The organism is Mesorhizobium sp. M0626, assembly GCF_040320665.1.
GTDB lineage: Bacteria > Pseudomonadota > Alphaproteobacteria > Rhizobiales > Rhizobiaceae > Mesorhizobium.
Map to the genome: position 1 here is coordinate 20600 of NZ_JAMYQD010000022.1, position 19458 is coordinate 40057.

The window sequence follows — 19458 nt, forward strand, 5'->3', positions numbered from 1 at the left end:
TTCAGATAGGTTTTCTTCATTTCCACTCTCCACGTCGGGCACCCAAAGCCCTGTTCCCGGCCAGACGGCACGAGGCGTCCGGATGATCGGCTGTCAGATGGTGACCGGCCCGGAGCCGTTACCATTATCGGCTGTAACCTGCGAGAGCTTGCCCTTCTTGACCAGCACCGGCTTCGAATAGGTCTTCTTCATGCCGCATCTCCAGTGTCAGGCGAGCCGCCAGATCAGGCGACAGTCGGACTCAACGACCTCACTCGATCGGGCCGGAACCCGCTCCATTGGCGAGCGCCGTAACCTGCGAAAGCTTGCCTTTTTTGACCAGAACAGGCTTCGAATAGGTTTTCTTCATAGTGAATCCTCCAAGCTTAGGCGATAATGCCAGACGGATCGGCACTGTCAACCTTCGCGGCCTCGCTGTCCCATCCCGGTTTTTCTTGGCGCCGATGCGCTAACTGCAAGTCCACCTTCATCGACAAAGCGTTGTTCTTGGGCGTGCATGGCGTGGCCGGGTTGCGGTGCGAAAAATGTCCGAAACTGCGGCGGGTCTGGCCTGGTTGGTCGGCCTGCTCAAACAGAGCGGCAATGCAGCGCGGAGGGGTCCAGCCTAAACATTGGCCTTGCCGTCGCGCCGCACTCACAGTTCCTTCTCCGCCAGTTCGCGGAAGGCGTCGGGAACCGAGCGCCGGGCTTCCAGCGCCACGGCGCCATAGCCGACAGCCTCTCTGCCAAAGCGCTGGCGGATCTTGTCGATGGCGCGGTCGGCGCCAAAGCGCGCCAGGCCTTGCCTGCTGCCGGGCCGTTGCTTTTCGTCGGCAAGCCCGAGCGGCAGCTCCAACTGTAGCTCGACACTTTCTTCCAGCTGCGACACCGAGATCGCCAGCAGCGAGATGGTCTTCTCCCGAGGGTTGGCGGCCAGCACGCCGCGCACCAGCTCCCCGGCGATTTCGGCCAGCATCGCGGTTGCCGAAATCGGCTGCTCGAGCGTCAGCGAGCGTGTGACAGCGTGCAGATCGGCGAAACGCACGCGCACCGTCACCGTGCGCCCGGGCCGTGATTTCGCCCTGAGCCGGCTGGCGACCCGGTCTGCCAGATGCAGCAGGACGGGTCCGAAGATACGCGCCTCGGCCGGCCGTCTGCCAAGCGCCGACTGCGCGCCGGCGGAATGCGACCGCCTGTGGGTTTCGAGCTTTCGCGGGTCGCGGTTCCATGCCAGCGACGACAGCTTTTCGCCGGCGGCGGGCCCGAGCAATCTTCGCAGCGCCCCACCATGCGTCTTTGCCAACTGGCCGATGGTCTCGATGCCGATCTCGGCCAGCCGCGCTCTGGTCGCCGGGCCGACGCCCCACATCAGCCCGACCGGCAGATCATGCAGGAAGGCAAGTTCGGTGTCCGGATCGACCACCACCAGCCCGTCGGGCTTGGCCACCTGCGAGGCGATCTTGGCCAGATGCTTGGTGCGCGCCACGCCGATCGAGATCGGCAGGCCGAGCTCTGCCCGGACGCGCCGACGCACCGTGGCGGCGATCTCGGCCGGCGGCCCGAACAGATGCGTGCAGCCGGCGACGTCGGCAAAGGCTTCATCGATGGAAATCCGCTCGACCAGCGGCGTGAAATCGTCGAGCACCTTGATGGCGGCGTCGCCCAGCCGCTGATAGTCGGCGAAATGGCCGCCGACGAAAATCAGTCCGGGGCAAAGCTCGCGCGCGCGTCGTCCGGGCATGCCGCCGCGCACGCCGAAAACCCTGGCTTCGTAGGAGGCGGCAAGCACGACGCCGCCGCCGACGGCGATCGGCTTGCCCCTGAGCGCCGGGTCGAGCAACTGCTCGACCGAGGCGTAGAAGGCGTCGAGATCCGCATGCAGGATGGTGGGCTCCATCCCGACCGTTCCCTTTGCGGCGTTGCAGCATTAGCCGCGTCTGTTGTGAGAGGCGTTTTTGCCGAACAAATAGTGAACAAACAGGGCCTATTGTCAAGCGAAGCGGTTGTCGCCGGCCGGTCCGTTCCAGATCGGGCTGTCGAGTGCTCCGCCTGGGCATCGGACCTGCGGAACATTGTCTCTCGCCTCAGCGTTCATATCCGCGACGGGACGCTGTTTTTGTGGAGGCCGGTATGGGCCAGTTCGAGATGATCGACCTCGTCAGCGTCGTTGACGCCTGCACGAGCGATCGCGTTGCCGGGCACTGCGTGTCAATGGCCAGGGCGGTAGAGGAGTTGCGAGTGCTGACCGGTGATTTCGTATCGCCGGACGAGACGGTGGCCAACGCGCTGTCGGCAGTGGCGCTGGGGCGCGGCTGCGCGGTGGTGTTCGATGAGCGAGCGGGCGCCGACATCTTGCTGACGCCGTAGCGGGCGGCGCCGGGTTGTGGCAGCCAGAAAAAGTCGAACAGCGTGCAAAAAGCTGTGCAGGCATGGCCCCATAAGCGGGGCGTGGAAAATTTCTGCGCGTGGGTGTATTCTCCAGGACGCAAGCGGTCGCAGACCGCATAGGGGGAGAAATGACATGCCGAGGGTTTCGGAACTCTTTTTCAAAACTGCCATCTTGTTCCTGATGTTGGGGATTGCGGCCGGCCTGCAGATGGCGATCTCGGGCGACCACGCCGCTTTTCCGGCGCACGCGCATATCAATCTGCTCGGTTGGGTGACGAGCGCCATCTTCGGCGGCTACTACGCGCTCAATCCGCAAAAGGCGGCGCGTCGCGTCGCCATGATCCACTACGGGCTCTACACTCTCGGCTTGGTGATCATGCTGCCGGCGCTGTATGTGATGCTGCAGGGAAACCCGGCGCTTGAACCGATCGTCGCCGGCGGCTCGCTCATTATCGCCGCTGCCGTTCTGGTTTTTGCTTTCGTGGTGTTTTCGCCCGAAACGGCGCGCTCGGTGTCCGGCGTGGTTCCGGCCTCTCGCTGACTGTTCGCGCGCGGCGATCAAAGTCCGACCCGCATTCGCGACCCGCGACACGGGTTGGCCAGGCCGATGGCCGCAGCCGCTGGCTGCGGTGTCTATCGCCGCGTCGGCGCTTAACATACCCGAGTCCCACCACGTATTATTTCGTGACTATTTGGCGCCGGAACCTTCCCAGATATCGCGCGTTGCGGCGACTGTATTCGCGCTGCCTTATATATAGGCAGCCTTGAGTACGTCCACAGCATGGGTTGGGGGAGGAGCAGGCCACCATGTCGAACAGAGAAATCGGAACGTCGGCCTCACTGGGCCGACGCATCGCCGATCTGAAAGCCAGGATGCGAGACGCCAGCGTTACTGAACACGAGATGCAGACCTTCCAGAAGGTCGCAGCCATCATGGGAGGTGTCGAAGGCTCCCTACGCCTCGACGCCGACGACCTGATCGCGGCGTCCTTCGTCACCGAGGCGCTCGGCGATCCCGGGTCGAATTGAAGGTCAGAGCCCGTCGGCACTCAAGTGCCGGCGGTCGATGGCCCGGTTCGCAGCGCCGCGATGCCGGAGCGTGTCTGCACCGCCCGCGGCGGGGATTTCTTGCGCACTTTGAAGATTTCAGGCGAGCGGCCTCGACGGCGCTTGAAATATTGGGCTTCGCGTTCGTGCTTCTCGGCTGCTTCTCGGCTGTCGAAGGTGCCGAGATTGTCGCCGTCCAGCCCTTGACCACAAGGGCTAAGCCAAACCGCCAAGGCGCCTTAAACGAAGGATCCGGCCAGCCGGATCCTTCGAAATATCGCGATGCTCCGGCATCGCCTTCAGCTCATCCTTGGTCCAACTGGTGACGGCGTGGACGTCCCGGGAAACTCTCGAAAGTCCGCGGTCGCTGCCCTTACACCTCGTCGAACCGGCCGCCGCGCCTCGCCAGGTCGTGACCAATGGCGGCTTCCTCGGCGTCGTCGGGCAAGGCATCGTCACTGTCCTGGTAGGGGTTGTCGTCATCCTCCTCGGGCAATTCGCCTTCCTTCTCGACACCGGTGGTGTCCGGCAGGCTTTCCTGATCTGCTCCGTCGGGCAGGACCGTTGCGCCACGCAGCGCATCCCAATCCTGCCGGCGCGGCGTCGGCGCTTCCACCTCGTCATTGGCGATCCTGTCGCGGGCATCGTTTTTGCTCGGTGGCGCCTCGACCTCGTCATTGGGTTTTCTGTTTCGTTCTTCCATGATTGCCTCCTCCGGGCGGCTTTGCGTCGAGAAGGTGGAACTCACTTCCCGGCTGTCAGGTTCCGGCAACCACTCCATCTCCGTGGAACCAATTGCCGCCAGTCTGCTTTGCCAAGGACTAGTCTGCTTTGCCAAGGAGATGAATCCAGAGGAGCTGGACCATGAAGACTTTCCCCCTCATCCCATGCGTGCTGCTCCTGGCGCTGGCCGACCCGGCGGCTGCGCAGGACAATGGCGACCAGCACGGCCGTGCCGCGCCTTGCCAGGCGCAGCCTCAGGACGATGCTCAGAAGCCGCCGGTCGCCAATGGCGGTGGCGAATCGACCAGCACGCTCGGTCCCTGCGGCGGCGTGCTGCAGCCGCCGCCCAGCGGTGACCAGGGTATGACGCAGCCGCCGCCGGACCAGGGCAAGACGCCGGTGATCAAGCCTGGCGAGGTGCCTGCGCAGCCGCCGAAGCAATGACCTTTGCTTGAAACTTCACGGCGTGGCACGAAGGCGGTCGGTTCCGGTCTTGGCCGGGCGACGCGGTCACCGGATCAATGCAGGCGCCGGCCGCGATCGCCACCGGAATTTGGAGCCGTGCATCATCCACGTCGAAGGTCTCCTGAGGGATTGTGCTTCAATGCGAATCTTGCGGGTGCGGGTTCTGCTGGCATGACCGGGAAGCCGATCAATTTAGTCTCCGCTTGCGGAACAAGACCGTACCGGCTGCGTTTGCCTCCAGGAGCCCGCCACCTCGATCTGCGCTGTTTTCGCCTCATGCGGGAACACGGCGGAGCTCGCCAACAACGACAGGAGACGAAGATGAAAACCATCCTTATTCCCGCCGTCGCCGGGCTCGCCATGATCGCTGGTATCGGCATTGCCGCCGCCGACGAGGTCATCGTCACGCAGCCGGCACAGCAGCAGGTGATCATCACCCCGGAACAGCGCACGGTCGTGCACCAGTACGTAAAGAAACATCCGCTTGCCTCGGTCAATCTGCTCGGCGTCGAATTGAATGTCGGCACTGCCTTGCCTGACACTGTCGAGCTGCAGGAGGTTCCCGACGTTCAGTACAGATACGCCGTCGTCGACAACCATACCGTGTTGGTCGACCCCAGCACGCGCAGGATTGTCGAGGTGGTCGAGTAACGCTCGACAACCTAACCATTCATCGGTGATACGGCCCTGTCGTTCTTCCCAAAGGGCGGCAGGGCCGAATGACGAACATGATGAAAGGAGAATTGCCATGTTGCCGCATGTCGAGACCCCGAACTCCGCCAATGTTGCGGCGTGTTGCGACAAGTTGCTGGCCGAGCGCAACACGGCGCTGTTATCGATGAAGGAAGCGATCGCGCTCCTGCGGGAGCGCACCGGCACCGATCGTTCGGATGCCGACCTCGCGGGGCTGATCGTCAAGAAAGCGGCGCTGCTCGGCGTTGCGGTGATTTCCGACCCGCGCTGAGATGTCTCGTCACTCAAGACGCCGGCCGAATTTTCGGCTAATGTTTTCGTGGAATCTGGACCAACCGACCGGACCCAACCACGGAGGCTTAAGTGACGGACGACAAACAGGACCGCATTCGCCAGCGCGCGCACGAGATCTGGGAAAAGGCCGGCCGGCCTGAAGGCGCGCATCAGGAACACTGGGAGCAGGCCACGGCTGAAGTCGATGGCGCGGTCGCCAAGCCCAAAAAGGCGGCGAAGAAAGCTGACGCCAAGCCCGCCAAGGCAGCCGCCAAGCCAAAGGCAGCGAAGCCTGCCGCCGCAAAGTCCGGCAAAGCCAAATCGAAATAAGGCCAAGTCGAAATAAGGCCAGTCGAAATAAAGCAAGGCCGGAATTCGCTGGCCGGGCCATCCTTGGCGCCCGCCGTTCAGCGCACCCGAGCTCTCAACCTGGCGAATTGCGCCTGCGATGGGCAGCGCAATTCCTTGTGTTTGGCGACAGGCGCCCTCATGCCTCCCAGGCATAACTCGACAGCGCAAAGCGAATACCGGCAGCTGTCATGGCCAGTTCGCATTCGGTGATCTGGCGTAGGTGGCGCAGATAGCGCGTCACGGTCTGTGGCAGCCAGCCGGCGCAGGCCTCGACATAGGCGCGGCTGTGAACAAGGGTGCCGGTCGACAGCCTCTCGTCCTTCTCGGCAACGACTTTCAGATATTGGCGGATGAAGCGGATGTCGTCGGCGATGTCCTGGCTGGCCATTCGCCAAGCCCCGGCGAGGCGTTGGCACTGATCGAATGACAAGGGCAACAAAGGAGGCGGCAATAAAGGCGGCGGCAACAAAGGCGGCGGCAACGACGGGGGTGACAGCAAAGGCCGAGAGAGATCGGCGAAGGCAACATGGTTCGCTGTGCTCAAGGACATTCCTCTCTGCGAAAAGAGATATCGTACTTTATGTACGAATAAGCGTCAAGCCAATTTCGTACGGTTGGGACGATGGAAATGAATATAGCAGCGGTCGCTTCAGCTAATCCCGCATCGTGAATCCTTCAGGAGTCGCACCAATTTCGCGGAGGGATTTCCCCAGGATGGTGTGACTGTTTTCCCTCGTGGCGGCGTCGAACAGGTTCAAGCCGCCCCGGATCGTCTCGCGCCAGTTTTCGCCCTTGTCCCACGCTTCCATGAAGGCGAAGGCAAGGTCGTCCTGGCGACGCGTGGCTTCGAGCGCTTGGGTCAGCAGGCGCGCTTGATGGAGATCCTTCTCCCGCTTGGCGCCAGCGCTCGGCCCGCGTCGCGAGGCGACGATCAGCTTGTGGATGGCGTAGCGCTGGGGCGAGGGGACCAGCACAGGCAAGCCCGAGCGATGCAGGAGCACAGTCCGGATGGGGTCGCGGATAAGGAAATCCAGAAACCGTAAGGGCTGCGCGGAGTCTCTGCCGTTTTCTTATAATTACGTTTATCAGCTTGAATTTCAACGCAGTTATAAGAAGTTCGTGGAAACGTTATAACGCAACGAACTGACGAGTCGTCTGTTAACGCCCGGGCGCCCGGCACGTCTGGCCCAAAACACTTTCCCGCAGTGCCTCAACAAACGGCTTCCCCAATGCCGCGAACGGTGCTTTAACCCGCCCATCCACAGGGGTGCTCCGTATCGTCGGGGCTGAGATGAGGGCGGCAAGCCTTCGGACCCTAAAGCTGATCTGGATAATACCAGCGGAGCGAGGCGGGCGATGTTTTCAGGCGCACAGATTTCCCTTTATCCCATGACCGACGATTTCGTCGGCGTCATCCTCGGACGCTCGGCGCGCTCGATCCCTGGCGCGACCGGCTGCGGATCGAAACCGATGACATCTCGACCCTTATGGTCGGGCCGCCCGAGGTGCTGTTTCCCGCCATGCGCGACCTGTTCGTCGCGGCGGCCAAAAGCGGCAAGCACTGCGTGCTTTCGGCGGCGGTCTCGCGCGGCTGTCCGGGCGAGCCCGACGATCCGATCTGCCGCTCCGACGAGACCGGCGGCCCCGCCATTCCGCTGGACGAGCGCAAGATCGCCGCGATCCGCGCTGTCCAGGCCACGCCGTCGACCGGCCAGCCGGTGGCGGCGCAGTTCTCGCTCTACGTTATGGGCACGGGCGACCATATGGACGAGATCTACGGCTGCATCGATTTCCTGAAACAGTCCGGCGTCTTTGAGCGCTCAAAGAACTTCTGCACCAAATTGCGTGGCGATGCCGGTGCGGTGTTTGCCACGCTCAACGAGGCCTTCTGCCGCTTCGGCCCCGGCGCCGGCCACGTCACCCTCGACATCACGATCTCGGCGAACAGCCCGAGCGCCGTCTGAGCCGCGGCTCAAGCGTCGTTCCTTGAGGATATTGCCGTGGCTGGTTTATCTGACCCATTGCGTGGAGGAGATGCCTCTGACCCCTCAGCACAAAGAGGAGGGGAGCCATTGGCGATTGGCGAAGACCGCGATGCCCACGAATCTCCCCCCTCGAGCAGGAGATGGCCGGCAGGCCAGAGGGGGTCCCAGCGCGTGGAGCGCCGACGTCCTTTTCGCATCGGCAAGGCGTGGGCGCTCTATGCGAGACGACCCCCTCTGTCGCCTTCGGCGACATCTCCCCCTCGAGGGGGGAGATTAGCCGCAGCCATCGCCAAGACCATCCCCGCCGCCTGCGCCTCCGCCCTGCTCCTCGCGGCCTGGGAGCTCTACGCCCGCTACGGCGGTGTCGCCCCCACCGTGCTGCCGGCGCCGTCGCGCGTGCTGCAGCAGGCCTGGGAGCATCGCGCCGCCCTGGCCGACAACACGCTGCCTACCATCCGCGCCACATCAGCCGGCTTCGCCTGCTCGTTGGTCGCTGCCTTCGTGCTTTCGGCGCTGGTCGATTTCTTGGCCCCGCTGCGCCGCGCGCTGTTTCCGCTGCTGATCGTCAGCCAGACCTTGCCGCTGGTCGCGATCGCGCCGCTCATCGTGCTGTGGTTCGGCTTTGGGCTGATGCCAAAAATCCTGCTTGTGGCGCTCGTCACCTTCTTCCCGATGATGGTCGCGCTGGTCGAAGGTTTTGCTGCGACCAGCAAGGAGATTTCGCAGATGCTCGCCGCCATGGGGGCAGGGCGCTGGCGTATCTTCTGGCAGGCGCGCCTGCCTTCGGCGCTGCCCTATTTCTTCGCCGGGCTGCGCATCTCCATCACCTACGCCGTCGTCGGCGCGATCTTCGCCGAATATGCGGGGGCGGCGAAGGGGCTGGGCATCTACATGCTCAATGCCAAGAACAACTTTCGGCCCGATCTGGTGCTCGCCGCGGTCGCCGTCAGCGCCGCGCTCACGCTTGTCTTGTTCGCCATTGCGGTGCTCGTCCAGCGCTTCGCCATGCCTTGGGAGAATGCAGGGAGCGAAAGCCGCGACGTCAGATCTTCGGGAGACAGCAGCCAATGACACGGCTTGAACTCCGCGACATCAGCAAAAGCTTCGGCGCGCTTGAGGTGCTCGACGGCATTTCGCTGCACGTCGCGGCCGGCGAGTTCGTCTCCATCCTCGGCCCTTCCGGCGCGGGCAAGTCGACGCTGTTCCAGTTGCTGACCGGCGCTCTGAAGGGCGAGGGCGACATGCGCTTCGACGGCGCGCCATTGCAGGGCAGCCCCTTCGCCTTCATGCCGCAGCGCGACGCGCTGATGCCGTGGCGACGCGTCATCGACAATGTGACGCTGGGGCTGGAAGTTCAGGGTCTTGGCCGCAAGGCGGCACGCGAGCAGGTCGCGCCGCTGTTTGCCGAGTTCGGCCTTGCCGGCTTTGAGCGCGCCTGGCCGGCGAAACTTTCCGGCGGCATGCGCCAGCGCGAGGCGCTTTTGCGCACCGTGGTGCAGCAGCGCGACATGCTGCTGCTCGACGAGCCCTTTGGCGCGCTGGATGCACTGACCCGCGCGGGTATGCAGCGCTGGCTGGAAGGCATGTGGCAGCGCCACCGCTGGACCGCGCTGCTGATCACCCATGACGTGCGCGAAGCCGTCTACCTCTCCGATCGAATCTATCTGATGTCGGCGCGGCCGGCCCGCATCATCGGCGAGATTGCCGTGCCGCTGCCGCGCCCGCGCACCACCGGCAGCGATGCCGCGCGCCAGGCCGCCGCGCTCGAAGCCGACATCCTCGACACGCTGCTCAATCCCGGGACTGACCGGCCCTCGTTCCCGCAGACCGCTCAAAGGAGTTTTTCATGACCGAATTCACACGCCGGCAGGCTTTGCTGCTGACGCTGGCTGCCGGACTGCCGCTTGCCTCGCGCGCTCATGCGGCTGCGCAAAAAATCACCGTCGCGCTCGACTGGACGGTCAACACCAACCATGTCGGCCTGTTCGTTGCCCGCGACAAAGGGTTCTACCACGAGGCTGGGCTCGATGTTGAGATCCTGCCCTATGGCGATACCGGCGCCGGCACGCTGGTCGCCAACCACATCGCCGATTTCGGCATTGCCGGCGTCGGCCTGTTCACCCAGCGGGCCGCCGGCGCCGACCTCAAAGCGGTCTACGCCGTGGTCCAGCAGGAGACCGGACGGCTGGTCTTCAACGCGGACCGTAGTGAGATCAAAGGCCCGAAAAACCTTGACGGCCTGACCTATGGCGGTTTCGGCAGCGCCTGGGAAAACACGCTGATCTCGACCATCATCCGCCACGATGGTGGCAAGGGCGTTTTCGAGACCGTGACGCTCGGCACCTCGGCCTATGAGGCGCTGGCCAACGGCTCGGTCGACTTCACGCTGGAGGTCTCGACCTGGGAAGGCGTCGCTGCCGAGCTGAAAGGCGTCAGGCAGCGCAGCTTCCGCTACGCCGATTACGGCGTGCCCGACGAGCACACCACCTTGATCGCCTCCAGCAATGCATATCTCCAGGCAAACCCGAAGGCCGCATCGGCCTTCGTCGAGGCAACGCGGCGCGGCTACCAATTTGCCTGCGATCACCCGCAGGAAGCCGGCGATCTGCTGATCGCGTCCAACAAGGACGCGCTGACCGACCCGGCGCTGGTCCACGCTTCGCTGAAGATGCTCGTCGACGGGCATTTCTTGCGCAGCCAGGACGGCGTCATCGGCACCATCGACAGGGCCAAGATCGAGGCGATGGGAACCTATCTCTTCAACGCCGGCATATTGCTCGATGGCGATGGCAAGGTTCTGAAGGAGAAGCCGGATTTCGGGGGGTATTTCACGAACGAGTTTTTGGGCGCGTAATCTCCCCCCTCGAGGGGGAGATGTCGCCGAAGGCGACAGAGGGGGTCGGTACGTCCTGACGCGACTTCCTATCGCGGACAGAGGACGTCAGCGCCTTACGCGCGGCGACCCCCTCTGGCCTGCCGGCCATCTCCCCCTCTAGGCGGGAGATTGCGCCTCACCGCCTTCTCCCTCACATGTCGATCATCGAGCGCTTCACCCGGCCGATGATGGTGATGGCGCCTTCCAGCGCCGGCGGCGGGATGTCCATGTAGGAGGCCGGCTGGAAGGGCGGGTTCTCGTTGGGGCGGTAGCGCTTGTAGGTGGCCTGGCCGCTTTCGTCCGAAATGACGTAGCAGCCATTGGTCACCAGCCGCTTGTCCCTGAGGTTGACGAAGATGATCGAATCCGGTGGCGAGATCTTGTTCATCGACGGGCCGTCGACGCGCAGCGCAATCCATTGGCCCTGCTCCAGATCGGTGGTGGGGATGGTCGGATAGTCGCTGAGATTGACCACCGTATCCTGGCTGCCGAGTTCGCCGGCGCTGATCCACGAGACGATGGGCACATCGACGGTGGCCAGCGACGGCATCGGGATCTGCCGGCCCGACTCGTCAAAGCCGAAATGGCCCCCCGCAAGGCTGCCGCCGTCACCGTTGAACAAGAGCCAGCCGGGATCGACGCCGAACAGGCGGCCGTATTTCTCCGCCGCCTTGCGCGACAGCGGCCGGTTACCGTTCTCGTGACTAATCAGCGTGTTCTTGTTGATGTCGCGCAATGCCCGCGCAGCGTCGCTCGGCGAGGCATAGCCCGCCTCCGCCCGCGCCTGCTGCAATCTGTGCCTCGGTTCCTGCATCGTACAAATTGCCTGAAATTTATCGTCCAATATGTACGATTTCGCTTGCGTACGTTTCGTACATATCGTACGCTTAGCGCATGATCGAACAAACCGCAAGCGTTTCCGCAGACATCGTCAGCTTTCTCCCATCGTCCGGGCTGTCCTCCTCCCCGGTCCGGACGCAAACCGGGGCTCTTGCCCCGGATCCGGTCGAACCGTCGTCCCCCCGATCGACCGGAACGGCCGGAGCCGCTCCTCTCCCGGCTCCGGCCACCTCTTCAGCCCATGGCGCCGCCGGTGCGCCAAGGGCTGTCTCCGGCGGGCAGGGTATTTCCTGCATCCGCACGGAAGATGGCACCGTCATCCTGTTCGACCGGCTGACGGGCAGGGCGGTTTCCGCCCTCACCAAAGCGGCCGCCGAAGCCGCCTTGCGGCATCTCGCCGGCTCGCTGCCGGCCGCCAGTATCGGCTGACCGCACCGACCATCCGCTCTGATTTTTTCCCGTGGGCCCTCGGGGCCGGCGCTCGGCCTTTGCGCGCGCAATCAATGGATACCGACATGACTGCCTATACCGACACCGAATTGCAGGAGATCGCCGTCTGGCTGAGGGATGGCCTGTCGGCCACAGGGATCGCCGTCCGCTTCACGGCGCTGCGCGGCAGTCCGGTCTCGCGCAATGCCATCATCGGCATCGTCCACCGCAACAGCGCGTTGAAGACCATCGGCTTCGCCAACCCCAGAGGCGGCAGGTCCGGCGGCCGACCGAGGAAGAATGCGACGGGGAAGACTGCGGCAAACGAGAATACCGCCAAGAGGAATCCGCCGGCGCAGCCAAGCAAGCTCGTAAGGGAAGTAGGAGTTTCGAAGCAGGCCGCGCCGGTCAAACCGGCCGCCAAACCGAGCCGTCAGCCATCGGCCAGGCCTCTGTTGCCAGCCCGTCCGGCGCCCTCGATCCCGGGCGAAGGACGGCTGGTGGTGGACGGCGAAATCTACCGCTTCAATGTGCCGGCGCCGCGCCCTGCCTCGCTCGGGCGTCAGCCGCATGTCGCCGCCATGCGCTTCATCGACTGCCTGTTCGACCGCTGCCGCGCGCCGCTCGACCTGACGCTGGAGGAAGACCCCGACAACGATGCTCCCGGCAGTCGGCCGGGGCTCGAGATGCTGTGCTGCGGCCTGCGCACAAGGGCGCTGAAAAGCTACTGCGAATATCATCAGACGCGTTTCCACCGGCCTGTGGTCGAGGTGGTGTGAGCGGCTGGGCTCCGTTCCTCGCCTCCGGACGACCCCACCAATGATCGAAAGCCGGCGGGACAGCGCCCCCCTCTGTCCTGCCGGACGTTCGTCGCTCGGGAAGCCAAGCAATTGGCTTTCCGTCCGCTTCGCGGACCACTCCTCAACCCCCACGCGGGGGGAGATTGGCAGCTCGCCCGCACTGCCTTCCAACGGCGGTGGTGATTGGCGAAAGCCGACGCGACATCCGATCTCCCCCCAAGTGGGGGAGATGCCCGGCAGGGCAGAGGGGGGCGCGAAGGAACGCCAACCTTCCGGCTCAACAACCCAATCCCACAAGGATCCCCCGATGAGCAAAAAAACCGCGCAGAAAGCCAAACCGCCGAAATTACCTGCGGGCGAAGCCGAGCAGGTGCGCATCCGCCGCGAGATCGGCCATGATTTCGCGCTGAAGGACGATCGCTTCGGCCGCAAGCGGTTGAGCGTCGGCACCGAAGAGGCGCGGCGCGTCTACGAGGTCTCCAATGACGGCTACACCGCGACCGGCGGCATCGTGCGGGTGCGCAATGTCGATCCGCTGGTCGGCATCACCTCGCTGACCCGCCAGCAGCGTGAGGCCGCCCAGCGGTTTCGCGACGATTTCGAGCGCGCCTCGCGTGACGGGCTGCGGCCGATGCCGTGGGAAGAGCGCATTGACGGCGGCCGCATCAATGGCGGCATCCCCGACCGCGTGCTCAACGCCGGCCGCGCCCACACCCATGCCATCGCCGCCATGGCCCACTGGGAAGTGGCGGAGGTGGTTCGCAAAATCTGCCTCGAAGGCCAGTCGGTGAAGGCGCTCGCCGAACGCACCGGCGAGGGACGAGATGTGGTGGTGAAGCTGTTGAAGGTCGGGCTCGACCTTTTGGCCGTGGGTTACGGGATGATGCTGATGCGGAAGCAGCGATAAGGCCGGCAGCCGCGTGGTGAAGCGGCCGGCCGGCAGATGCCGGCCGAACCGGTTTCACCCTATCGGATCACCGTTCGCAAACGCGAATTTCCTCGACGATCCTGTGATGATGGCGCCAATGCTTGACCAACTCTATACGGCAATGGCGATGGTGCCTGTGATACCTGTGGTACCTGAAGCCGTTATCGTAGGCATCATACTGGTAGTAGGGGCGAGGAGCGTAGCGATCGTAATAGTCGCCATAGCTGTCATTGTAGTCATCGTCATAGTAGCCATTGCCGATGCCGATCACGACGCGCCCGCCGGCATTCGCCGGAGCGATCATCGCCGCCGCCGCAGTGATAGCGATAGCCGAAGCAAGCAGGAGCTTTCTCATAGCTGCCTCCTATTCAAGGTTGCGCTAATATAACTCGCTGGGCACGACCTCGTTCCATAATTTTGCAAGATGCGAACGACCCCTGCGCCGTGCATTGCGAGGAAAGCCGGCGTCACCTCCTGTCAGCATCGTCCCCCGATTTTTGAACCCGTCGCCGCCCCAGCCATTAATCCGGCATGAAATCAGCAAGGGAAGGACGAGACCATGCATGTCATTCTTGGAGGTACCGGCCATGTCGGCTCGGCGGCGGCAATGGCGCTGTTGCGGCAGGGCGAGGATGTCACGGTGGTGACGCGCGACGAGGCGAAGGCCGCATGGTTGGTTGAACAGGGCGCGGAGGCCGCGGTTGCCGATGTGCTCGATGTCGAGGCGCTGCGTGAAGTCTTGCGGCGCGGCAAGCGGGCGTTTCTGCTCAACCCGCCGGCCGATCCATCGACCGACACCGACGCCGAGGAGCGCAAGACGGTTGGCGCCATTGCGGCGGCGCTGGAGGGCTCCGGCCTTGAAAAGCTGGTGGCGGAATCGACCTACGGCGCGCAGGCCGGCGAGGGTGTCGGCGATCTCACCGTCCTTTACGGCCTCGAGCAGAAGCTGAAGGCCCAGGCCATTCCGGCAAGCATCAACCGCGCCGCCTATTACATGAGCAACTGGGATCAGGCCCTGGAGACGGCGCGGCGCGACGGCGTCATCACCTCCTTCTTCCCGGCGGATTTCGAGCTGCCGATGGTGGCGCCGCAGGATCTCGGCGAGGCCGCGGCGAGACGTCTGCTGGAGCCGACGGACAAGACCGGCACGCACTATATCGAGGGCCCTCGGCGCTACTCAGCCGCCGATGTCGCCGCAGCCTTCAGTGCGGCGTTGCGCAAAAACGTGCGCGTGGTCACGGTGCCGCGCGAGCGCTGGACAGAAACCTACGAAAAACTCGGCTTCTCCAAAGCGGCGGCCGAGTCCTACACCCGCATGACCGGGGCCACGCTGGACAAGCCGGCGGAGCCGGAAAACCCGGAGCGCGGCACGACCAGCCTGGAAAGCTATATTGCTGCGCTCGTCGAGGGGCGGCCGGAAGACCTGTTGAAGGGTGCCGCGTAAAGTGAAGGGTTGCTGTTGAGAAACAGGCGCTTCGACGACCTACGTGGCCCGCTATTCCTATTGCCTGACCGTTCGGCAGTTGCCCGCCGGCGGCGTGGTCTTGCAGATATCGATGGAGGTGCGCGTGTCGCCGTGACCGGTTTCGGTTATCAGATTCAGGTCCAAAAGTTCGTATGTCACGAGGTATCGTATGCTGTCCTCGGGTATTTTTTGCATGGCCGATACGATCCACGAACCTGCTTTCATCTCGGTGAAATAGCTGTCGACCTTGCGTTCATACCATTTGGGTATCGGAACGAGGACGATGGTCTTCTTGCCGTGGATTTTCTTGGCGGTCGGCAGCATGATCCGGTGAATGCCGACAAAGGCGCGGCTGTCTGCCAGGCGCCGTACGCCGCCCGCAAGAACCATCGTACAAGCTGACGAACAGACTGCGCCGACGGGGTTGGCGACGCCGAAGCGGAGGTCGCCCGGCCCGCAGGCTTTTGTGTCTGGCGCGCATTCGGAGAACTCCGTCTTGCCAACCATCGTGTCGAGCCCGCTGGCGCGGATCATATGGCCAAGCGCCATCGCCGCATCGGTCTCGCCGCCCGGGGAATTCAACGCCAAAGGCAATTTGCGGGGGCCGAGTTTTTTCAGCAAAGCCTTCAGCAAAGCTGGCGTGCCGGCCACGATGTGACCTTCCGCCGAAATCCATTCCGGGCATGTCGGCTCGCATCCTGGCGTGCTGTTGCGTACAACGACGAAGTGCATCGGCGGTGTATATGCCAGTATGGCAGGCTCAGGCGTCGTTTGGGCGATCGCGCCGCCAATCGCCAGCAGCACGAAAACCAACGTCCATCCGAATGTCTTCATGCCGAGCCTCCCCTGGCAGAGCATCACTTGAGAAATGGGTCTTTGCAAGCATTATCAAAACAAGCCGAGCACGTGTTTCTATGGGCCGCGCACTATCTCTGCATGATGGACAGGCCGCTACTGGCGGCCCCTGTCTGAACCGTCGTCGCTTTCCGCCGCCCCCTCCCACCCGAACACACTGCGCCCTCCCAGCAGATGCGACTGATCGAACTCGCCGGCGACGATTTCCTTCAGGCTCGGCCCGGTGACGTAGCGCTCCAGCCGACGCGACTCGCCATCCAGCCGCTTCAGCGCGCCGAGCTCTTCCTCGCGGCCGAGCTTGGCCTTGCCGACGGCCGATTTCAGCACCGCGATCGTCTCGTCATAGACTTTCAGCGGCACCGGGAAGGGGTGCCGGTCCTTGCCGCCATGGGCAAGCGAAAAGCGCGCCGGATCGGAGAAGCGGCAAGGCGCGCCATGCACCACTTCCGCCACCATGGCCAGCGCCCTCACTGTGCGCGCGCCGACGCCGGGCACCAGCAGCAGTTCGGGAAAATCGGCCGGCCCGCTTTCTATTGCCGCGGAAATGTTGCCGTGCAGCCGGTGCATGACGATGTCGCTCTCGCGCACGTCATGATGTGCCGGCATCACCAGATTGGGCAGCATCGGCTGCGCCGGGGGCTTCGCAGGCTCCGCTTTCGGCGGCGGCTCCAGCAGGGCAAGCTCGTCAAGGATCCGCTCCGGGCTCATGGTCTTCAACAAATCGAGCTGTCCGGTCCGCGACGGCTCGGCGCGATGGTCGGTGAGGTTGACGATCTCGCCCTGCCGCTCGCCCTCGATCGCCGCATGCGGCTGGTCGACGAAGCTTGTCAGCCCTTCCGACAGCCAGTGATAGCGCCGCGCCTGGCGGCTGTCGCCGTTCATGCCTTGCTGCACCACCACCCAGCGGCTGTCGTCGGTGACGATGAAGCCGTGCAGATAGAGGTCGAAACCGTCCTGCACGGCCGCACTGTCCACCTTGGCGACCAGGCGGCTGGCGGTGGCAAGCGCCGCACCATCGATGCCGACGCGCTCGCCGATCGCGGTCAGCTCCTGCGGCGTCTTGCGCGAATGCGCGCCGCGCCCGCCGCAGACATGGATGCCGAGCTCCCGCGACATCGGGTTCAGCCCGCGCTTCAGCGCGCCGACGACCGAGGTGGTGATGCCTGAGGAGTGCCAGTCCATGCCCATGACGGCGCCGAAGGACTGGAACCAGAACGGATGCGCCAGCCGCCGCAACAGCTCGTCGCGGCCATAGTGATGGATGATCGCCTCGCACAACACAGCGCCCAGCCGCGTCATGCGATCGCCCAGCCATTTCGGAACCCGCCCGCCATGCAGCGGCAAGTCCGCACTGCCGCTTCGCTGCGTCAAGGGAAAGCTCCGTGGCTAAGGCGCACCGGCGGTGCGCCTGTCATGTAGATGGCATTTGGGGGGAGATTTGCAAGCGGGGTGCCGCAGCGCCTATAGTCCGGCTGGGCATAGGCGGAGGTGAGAATTGAAGCAGCTCGCCGAAAAAACTCGGGTTGGGAAGCCCTAGATCGAAAGACTCCTAGACACGCCCTTCGCATATCCTCGATGTGGTGTTATTTACGATATTCATCAACGACGATGAAAGTTGATAATCATTCTATCGACTTCACCGTTGAACAAATTGCGTCGAGCAAGCGAGGGGGGCAATCGTGGCGAATTTCTTCGATCGGCGGAAGGTAATCAAGGTAGAGGATCTTCGCGGTCCTCGAGTTTATTCCACGGACTTGGCTCCGTCTTTGTACGACGCGAACAACGAATCGGGGAGTGTCCTCGTTACCGCGCGTGCGCTTAAGATCAAGATCATCGCAAAGGGACTTGTGACGTTGAACTGCGGCCATCTTGTTTCGCCCTTGGCGATTCGGCTCTTCGATAAGCATCCCGACCTGCTTGATGGTGAGGCCATCGTGCCAGCCTTTCGAAGGGATAAAAATGACCTCGCCGATTATATCGAAGACATGGAACGTTTTACCAAGATTGGTATCGGACGAACCCAGGTTGAGGAGCATATCGCACGGGTGAATGCAGCTGCTCGTCAAGTTTTGCCTTGGGAACTTGCTGATGTGGGGCAGCGCTACTGCGACATGGTCGTGGCGGGGCTTCGCAGCGACACATCCACTATCTCTCGGCAACTCGACCGTGACCATGGTCTCAACCATGATGAGAGAGATGCCATCGCGTCAACGATTCAAGACTTAGAGTTCGGGACCAGCAGCAGTCTGCGGGACTATACATCCAAATTGCAAAACGGTGCCGGCGACCCCATCATGCGCTTCGCAACAGCCTGCTACCACATGGTTGGTACCAGCGTAGTTCGCTGCGAAACCGGAACTGACCTTAACCCACTCTCCGACTTCAAAATGGAGGACGTTCTTCAAGCGGGACAGCAACAGGCGGAACTGACTGAGGAGGCGATCTTTCTTAAGCTTTTCCTAGCCACAGCTTTAGACACCATCCAATCCGCCGCAATTCCGTCTCAGATCATCGATGCGCTCTCTTTCAAACACGCTCACCTTCTCAGCGGGGCTCTTCGTGACCAGGGCTTTCAGCAAAAATACGACGAAGTCATTGAGACCTATTTGAATACCGCGTCGAAGATAGACAAGCGAGAGGCTCTCGAGTCGATTGATCCAGAGGCTATTGGCACAACCGTCTCGGATTTGGCGAAAACGTTTCGGACTGCGGTCCTCGCAGAACTACCTAAATATTGGACGAAGGAAGCGGCTGAGGCCAAATCCGAATTCTACCGCGCCGCAACAGACCTTGCACTTGACGGCGCAGGCACCGTTCCCCTCTTAGGTAACGTCGTCTCAGGCGTTGGTTTGATGGGTGGTGCCGCAAACTTGGTCAGCGCGATCGCAGCCATGAATGATGCGAGAGGTGCACTTACCAAGGTGCATGAGCGACGGAATGAAAAAATCCGTACGCTCATTGAGGCACTGAGCGTCAACAACAAATCGAAGCTATTGGACGGAGTGGCGCTGCTCGCTGACGCACATGTGGCAGCAATTGAACGAGCCTAGGGCTGCGCCGAGATCACCCGCTGCATGAAGGCTGGCAATTGATCGTTCAGATCAAGCGTACGAGTCGCCCAAACAACAAATTGCTTGTAGTAGACGTCGACCTCACCCGAGTTCACCTGTGCTTCTAAGGTCTCGTCAACGGGAGATAGGCCGCTCTCTTTTTCGAAGCGCCGGCGCATCGACTCTGAGCGCCAAGCACGATCTACGGCAACTCGCCAGCCACCGGTCGAAGTTGATCGAGACGTAGTGATCTCATCATGGTGCAGGTGCATCGATGGAACTCCGTTCTCGTTTTGATCTAGCGTCCCTGCG

At 63.0% G+C, this 19458-nt stretch carries 26 protein-coding genes, 2 pseudogenes and 1 riboswitch; of the genes and pseudogenes, 16 read left to right on the forward strand and 12 right to left on the reverse strand.

Features of this window, described 5'->3' with window-relative positions:
- Window positions 1-93 precede the first annotated feature (93 nt).
- From NKI37_RS25955 to dinB, 3 genes are all read right to left on the reverse strand, one after another.
- Window positions 94-192: a hypothetical protein gene (locus NKI37_RS25955; protein ID WP_023670350.1), complete on the reverse strand. Its 99-nt coding sequence runs from the start codon at window positions 190-192 to the stop codon at window positions 94-96.
- A 58-nt stretch (window positions 193-250) separates the two neighbouring features.
- Complete coding sequence (locus NKI37_RS25960) at window positions 251-349, reverse strand: hypothetical protein (protein WP_023670351.1); 99 nt, start codon at window positions 347-349, stop codon at window positions 251-253.
- Window positions 350-634: 285 nt separating this feature from the next.
- On the reverse strand, window positions 635-1876 hold the full coding sequence (gene dinB, locus NKI37_RS25965; protein ID WP_023742373.1) for a DNA polymerase IV: 1242 nt from the start codon (window positions 1874-1876) through the stop codon (window positions 635-637).
- Window positions 1877-2109: 233 nt separating this feature from the next.
- On the opposite strand from dinB, the gene NKI37_RS25970 reads away from it, so the two are divergent.
- The 3 genes from NKI37_RS25970 (at window position 2110) to NKI37_RS25980 (ending at window position 3396) form a co-directional block, all read left to right on the forward strand.
- Window positions 2110-2346, forward strand: a complete 237-nt coding sequence (locus NKI37_RS25970; protein WP_023689015.1) for a hypothetical protein — start codon at window positions 2110-2112, stop codon at window positions 2344-2346.
- Window positions 2347-2500: 154 nt separating this feature from the next.
- Window positions 2501-2908, forward strand: coding sequence for a heme-copper oxidase family protein (locus NKI37_RS25975; protein WP_023693868.1), 408 nt, complete (start codon window positions 2501-2503; stop codon window positions 2906-2908).
- Window positions 2909-3174: 266 nt separating this feature from the next.
- A complete protein-coding gene (locus tag NKI37_RS25980) occupies window positions 3175-3396 on the forward strand; it encodes a hypothetical protein (RefSeq protein ID WP_023670355.1) in 222 nt (73 codons plus the stop codon).
- A 20-nt stretch (window positions 3397-3416) separates the two neighbouring features.
- Here the strand turns inward: NKI37_RS25980 and NKI37_RS25985 are convergent, their stop codons facing one another.
- Window positions 3417-3647 carry a hypothetical protein gene (locus tag NKI37_RS25985; RefSeq protein WP_023702926.1) on the reverse strand — a complete coding sequence of 77 codons (231 nt, stop codon included), beginning with the start codon at window positions 3645-3647 and terminating at the stop codon, window positions 3417-3419.
- A gap of 140 nt (window positions 3648-3787) precedes the next feature.
- Complete coding sequence (locus NKI37_RS25990) at window positions 3788-4117, reverse strand: hypothetical protein (protein WP_352788714.1); 330 nt, start codon at window positions 4115-4117, stop codon at window positions 3788-3790.
- Window positions 4118-4278: 161 nt separating this feature from the next.
- On the opposite strand from NKI37_RS25990, the gene NKI37_RS25995 reads away from it, so the two are divergent.
- The 4 genes from NKI37_RS25995 to NKI37_RS26010 all read left to right on the forward strand — a co-directional run bounded on the left by NKI37_RS25995 (window position 4279) and on the right by NKI37_RS26010 (window position 5898).
- Window positions 4279-4581, forward strand: coding sequence for a hypothetical protein (locus NKI37_RS25995; protein ID WP_352788711.1), 303 nt, complete (start codon window positions 4279-4281; stop codon window positions 4579-4581).
- A gap of 342 nt (window positions 4582-4923) precedes the next feature.
- The gene (locus tag NKI37_RS26000) at window positions 4924-5253 is read left to right on the forward strand and encodes a DUF1236 domain-containing protein (RefSeq protein ID WP_023670359.1); all 330 of its coding nucleotides are present in this window, start codon (window positions 4924-4926) and stop codon (window positions 5251-5253) included.
- 97 nt (window positions 5254-5350) lie between these two features.
- A complete protein-coding gene (locus tag NKI37_RS26005) occupies window positions 5351-5566 on the forward strand; it encodes a hypothetical protein (protein WP_023670360.1) in 216 nt (71 codons plus the stop codon).
- A 92-nt stretch (window positions 5567-5658) separates the two neighbouring features.
- Entirely contained in the window at window positions 5659-5898 is a 240-nt protein-coding gene (locus NKI37_RS26010; protein WP_023684825.1) for a DUF2934 domain-containing protein, read from the forward strand.
- A gap of 157 nt (window positions 5899-6055) precedes the next feature.
- On the opposite strand, the gene NKI37_RS26015 is transcribed toward NKI37_RS26010, so the two are convergent.
- Together NKI37_RS26015 and NKI37_RS26020 are read right to left on the reverse strand one after the other, a co-directional pair.
- A complete protein-coding gene (locus tag NKI37_RS26015) occupies window positions 6056-6307 on the reverse strand; it encodes a hypothetical protein (protein ID WP_023684826.1) in 252 nt (83 codons plus the stop codon).
- A 265-nt stretch (window positions 6308-6572) separates the two neighbouring features.
- Window positions 6573-6962: pseudogene (locus NKI37_RS26020) on the reverse strand (GSU2403 family nucleotidyltransferase fold protein); the annotation flags it as partial.
- Between the two features lie 210 nt (window positions 6963-7172).
- Window positions 7173-7285: riboswitch (TPP riboswitch) on the forward strand.
- On the opposite strand from NKI37_RS26020, the pseudogene NKI37_RS26025 reads away from it, so the two are divergent.
- The 4 genes and pseudogenes from NKI37_RS26025 to NKI37_RS26040 all read left to right on the forward strand — a co-directional run bounded on the left by NKI37_RS26025 (window position 7276) and on the right by NKI37_RS26040 (window position 10758).
- Window positions 7276-7883, forward strand: a pseudogene (locus tag NKI37_RS26025) (YkoF family thiamine/hydroxymethylpyrimidine-binding protein). It overlaps the preceding riboswitch by 10 nt.
- Before the next feature lie 255 nt (window positions 7884-8138).
- Complete coding sequence (locus NKI37_RS26030; protein WP_352510935.1) at window positions 8139-8975, forward strand: ABC transporter permease; 837 nt, start codon at window positions 8139-8141, stop codon at window positions 8973-8975.
- A complete protein-coding gene (locus NKI37_RS26035) occupies window positions 8972-9754 on the forward strand; it encodes an ABC transporter ATP-binding protein (RefSeq protein ID WP_352788709.1) in 783 nt (260 codons plus the stop codon). Before NKI37_RS26030 ends, NKI37_RS26035 begins: the two co-directional genes overlap by 4 nt.
- Complete coding sequence (locus NKI37_RS26040) at window positions 9751-10758, forward strand: ABC transporter substrate-binding protein (protein ID WP_023814873.1); 1008 nt, start codon at window positions 9751-9753, stop codon at window positions 10756-10758. The genes NKI37_RS26035 and NKI37_RS26040 overlap by 4 nt, the downstream gene beginning before the upstream one ends.
- A 172-nt stretch (window positions 10759-10930) precedes the next feature.
- Here the strand turns inward: NKI37_RS26040 and NKI37_RS26045 are convergent, their stop codons facing one another.
- Window positions 10931-11593, reverse strand: a complete 663-nt coding sequence (locus NKI37_RS26045) for a LexA family transcriptional regulator (protein ID WP_023727016.1) — start codon at window positions 11591-11593, stop codon at window positions 10931-10933.
- 80 nt (window positions 11594-11673) lie between these two features.
- On the opposite strand from NKI37_RS26045, the gene NKI37_RS26050 reads away from it, so the two are divergent.
- The 3 genes from NKI37_RS26050 (at window position 11674) to NKI37_RS26060 (ending at window position 13755) form a co-directional block, all read left to right on the forward strand.
- Window positions 11674-12048 carry a hypothetical protein gene (locus tag NKI37_RS26050; RefSeq protein ID WP_023693857.1) on the forward strand — a complete coding sequence of 125 codons (375 nt, stop codon included), beginning with the start codon at window positions 11674-11676 and terminating at the stop codon, window positions 12046-12048.
- Between the two features lie 86 nt (window positions 12049-12134).
- Window positions 12135-12827: a GcrA cell cycle regulator gene (locus NKI37_RS26055; RefSeq protein ID WP_023814871.1), complete on the forward strand. Its 693-nt coding sequence runs from the start codon at window positions 12135-12137 to the stop codon at window positions 12825-12827.
- Window positions 12828-13155: 328 nt separating this feature from the next.
- Window positions 13156-13755 (forward strand): DUF6456 domain-containing protein, encoded by a 600-nt coding sequence (locus NKI37_RS26060; protein WP_352788705.1) that lies wholly within the window; start codon window positions 13156-13158, stop codon window positions 13753-13755.
- Between the two features lie 67 nt (window positions 13756-13822).
- Here the strand turns inward: NKI37_RS26060 and NKI37_RS26065 are convergent, their stop codons facing one another.
- Window positions 13823-14131 (reverse strand): hypothetical protein, encoded by a 309-nt coding sequence (locus tag NKI37_RS26065; RefSeq protein ID WP_023693854.1) that lies wholly within the window; start codon window positions 14129-14131, stop codon window positions 13823-13825.
- Between the two features lie 204 nt (window positions 14132-14335).
- Here NKI37_RS26065 and NKI37_RS26070 point away from each other — a divergent pair, with 204 nt between their 5' ends.
- The gene (locus NKI37_RS26070; RefSeq protein ID WP_352668572.1) at window positions 14336-15220 is read left to right on the forward strand and encodes an NmrA family NAD(P)-binding protein; all 885 of its coding nucleotides are present in this window, start codon (window positions 14336-14338) and stop codon (window positions 15218-15220) included.
- Window positions 15221-15277: 57 nt separating this feature from the next.
- Here the strand turns inward: NKI37_RS26070 and NKI37_RS26075 are convergent, their stop codons facing one another.
- Together NKI37_RS26075 and NKI37_RS26080 are read right to left on the reverse strand one after the other, a co-directional pair.
- Window positions 15278-16054, reverse strand: a complete 777-nt coding sequence (locus NKI37_RS26075; RefSeq protein WP_352788703.1) for a COG3904 family protein — start codon at window positions 16052-16054, stop codon at window positions 15278-15280.
- 138 nt (window positions 16055-16192) lie between these two features.
- Window positions 16193-17467, reverse strand: coding sequence for a DUF763 domain-containing protein (locus NKI37_RS26080; protein WP_023828799.1), 1275 nt, complete (start codon window positions 17465-17467; stop codon window positions 16193-16195).
- Between the two features lie 308 nt (window positions 17468-17775).
- Here NKI37_RS26080 and NKI37_RS26085 point away from each other — a divergent pair, with 308 nt between their 5' ends.
- Window positions 17776-19146, forward strand: coding sequence for a hypothetical protein (locus NKI37_RS26085; protein ID WP_023828798.1), 1371 nt, complete (start codon window positions 17776-17778; stop codon window positions 19144-19146).
- Here the strand turns inward: NKI37_RS26085 and NKI37_RS26090 are convergent.
- A complete protein-coding gene (locus NKI37_RS26090) occupies window positions 19143-19418 on the reverse strand; it encodes a hypothetical protein (RefSeq protein ID WP_155923788.1) in 276 nt (91 codons plus the stop codon). The two genes, NKI37_RS26085 and NKI37_RS26090, sit on opposite strands and share 4 nt — an antisense overlap.
- Window positions 19419-19458 lie beyond the last annotated feature (40 nt).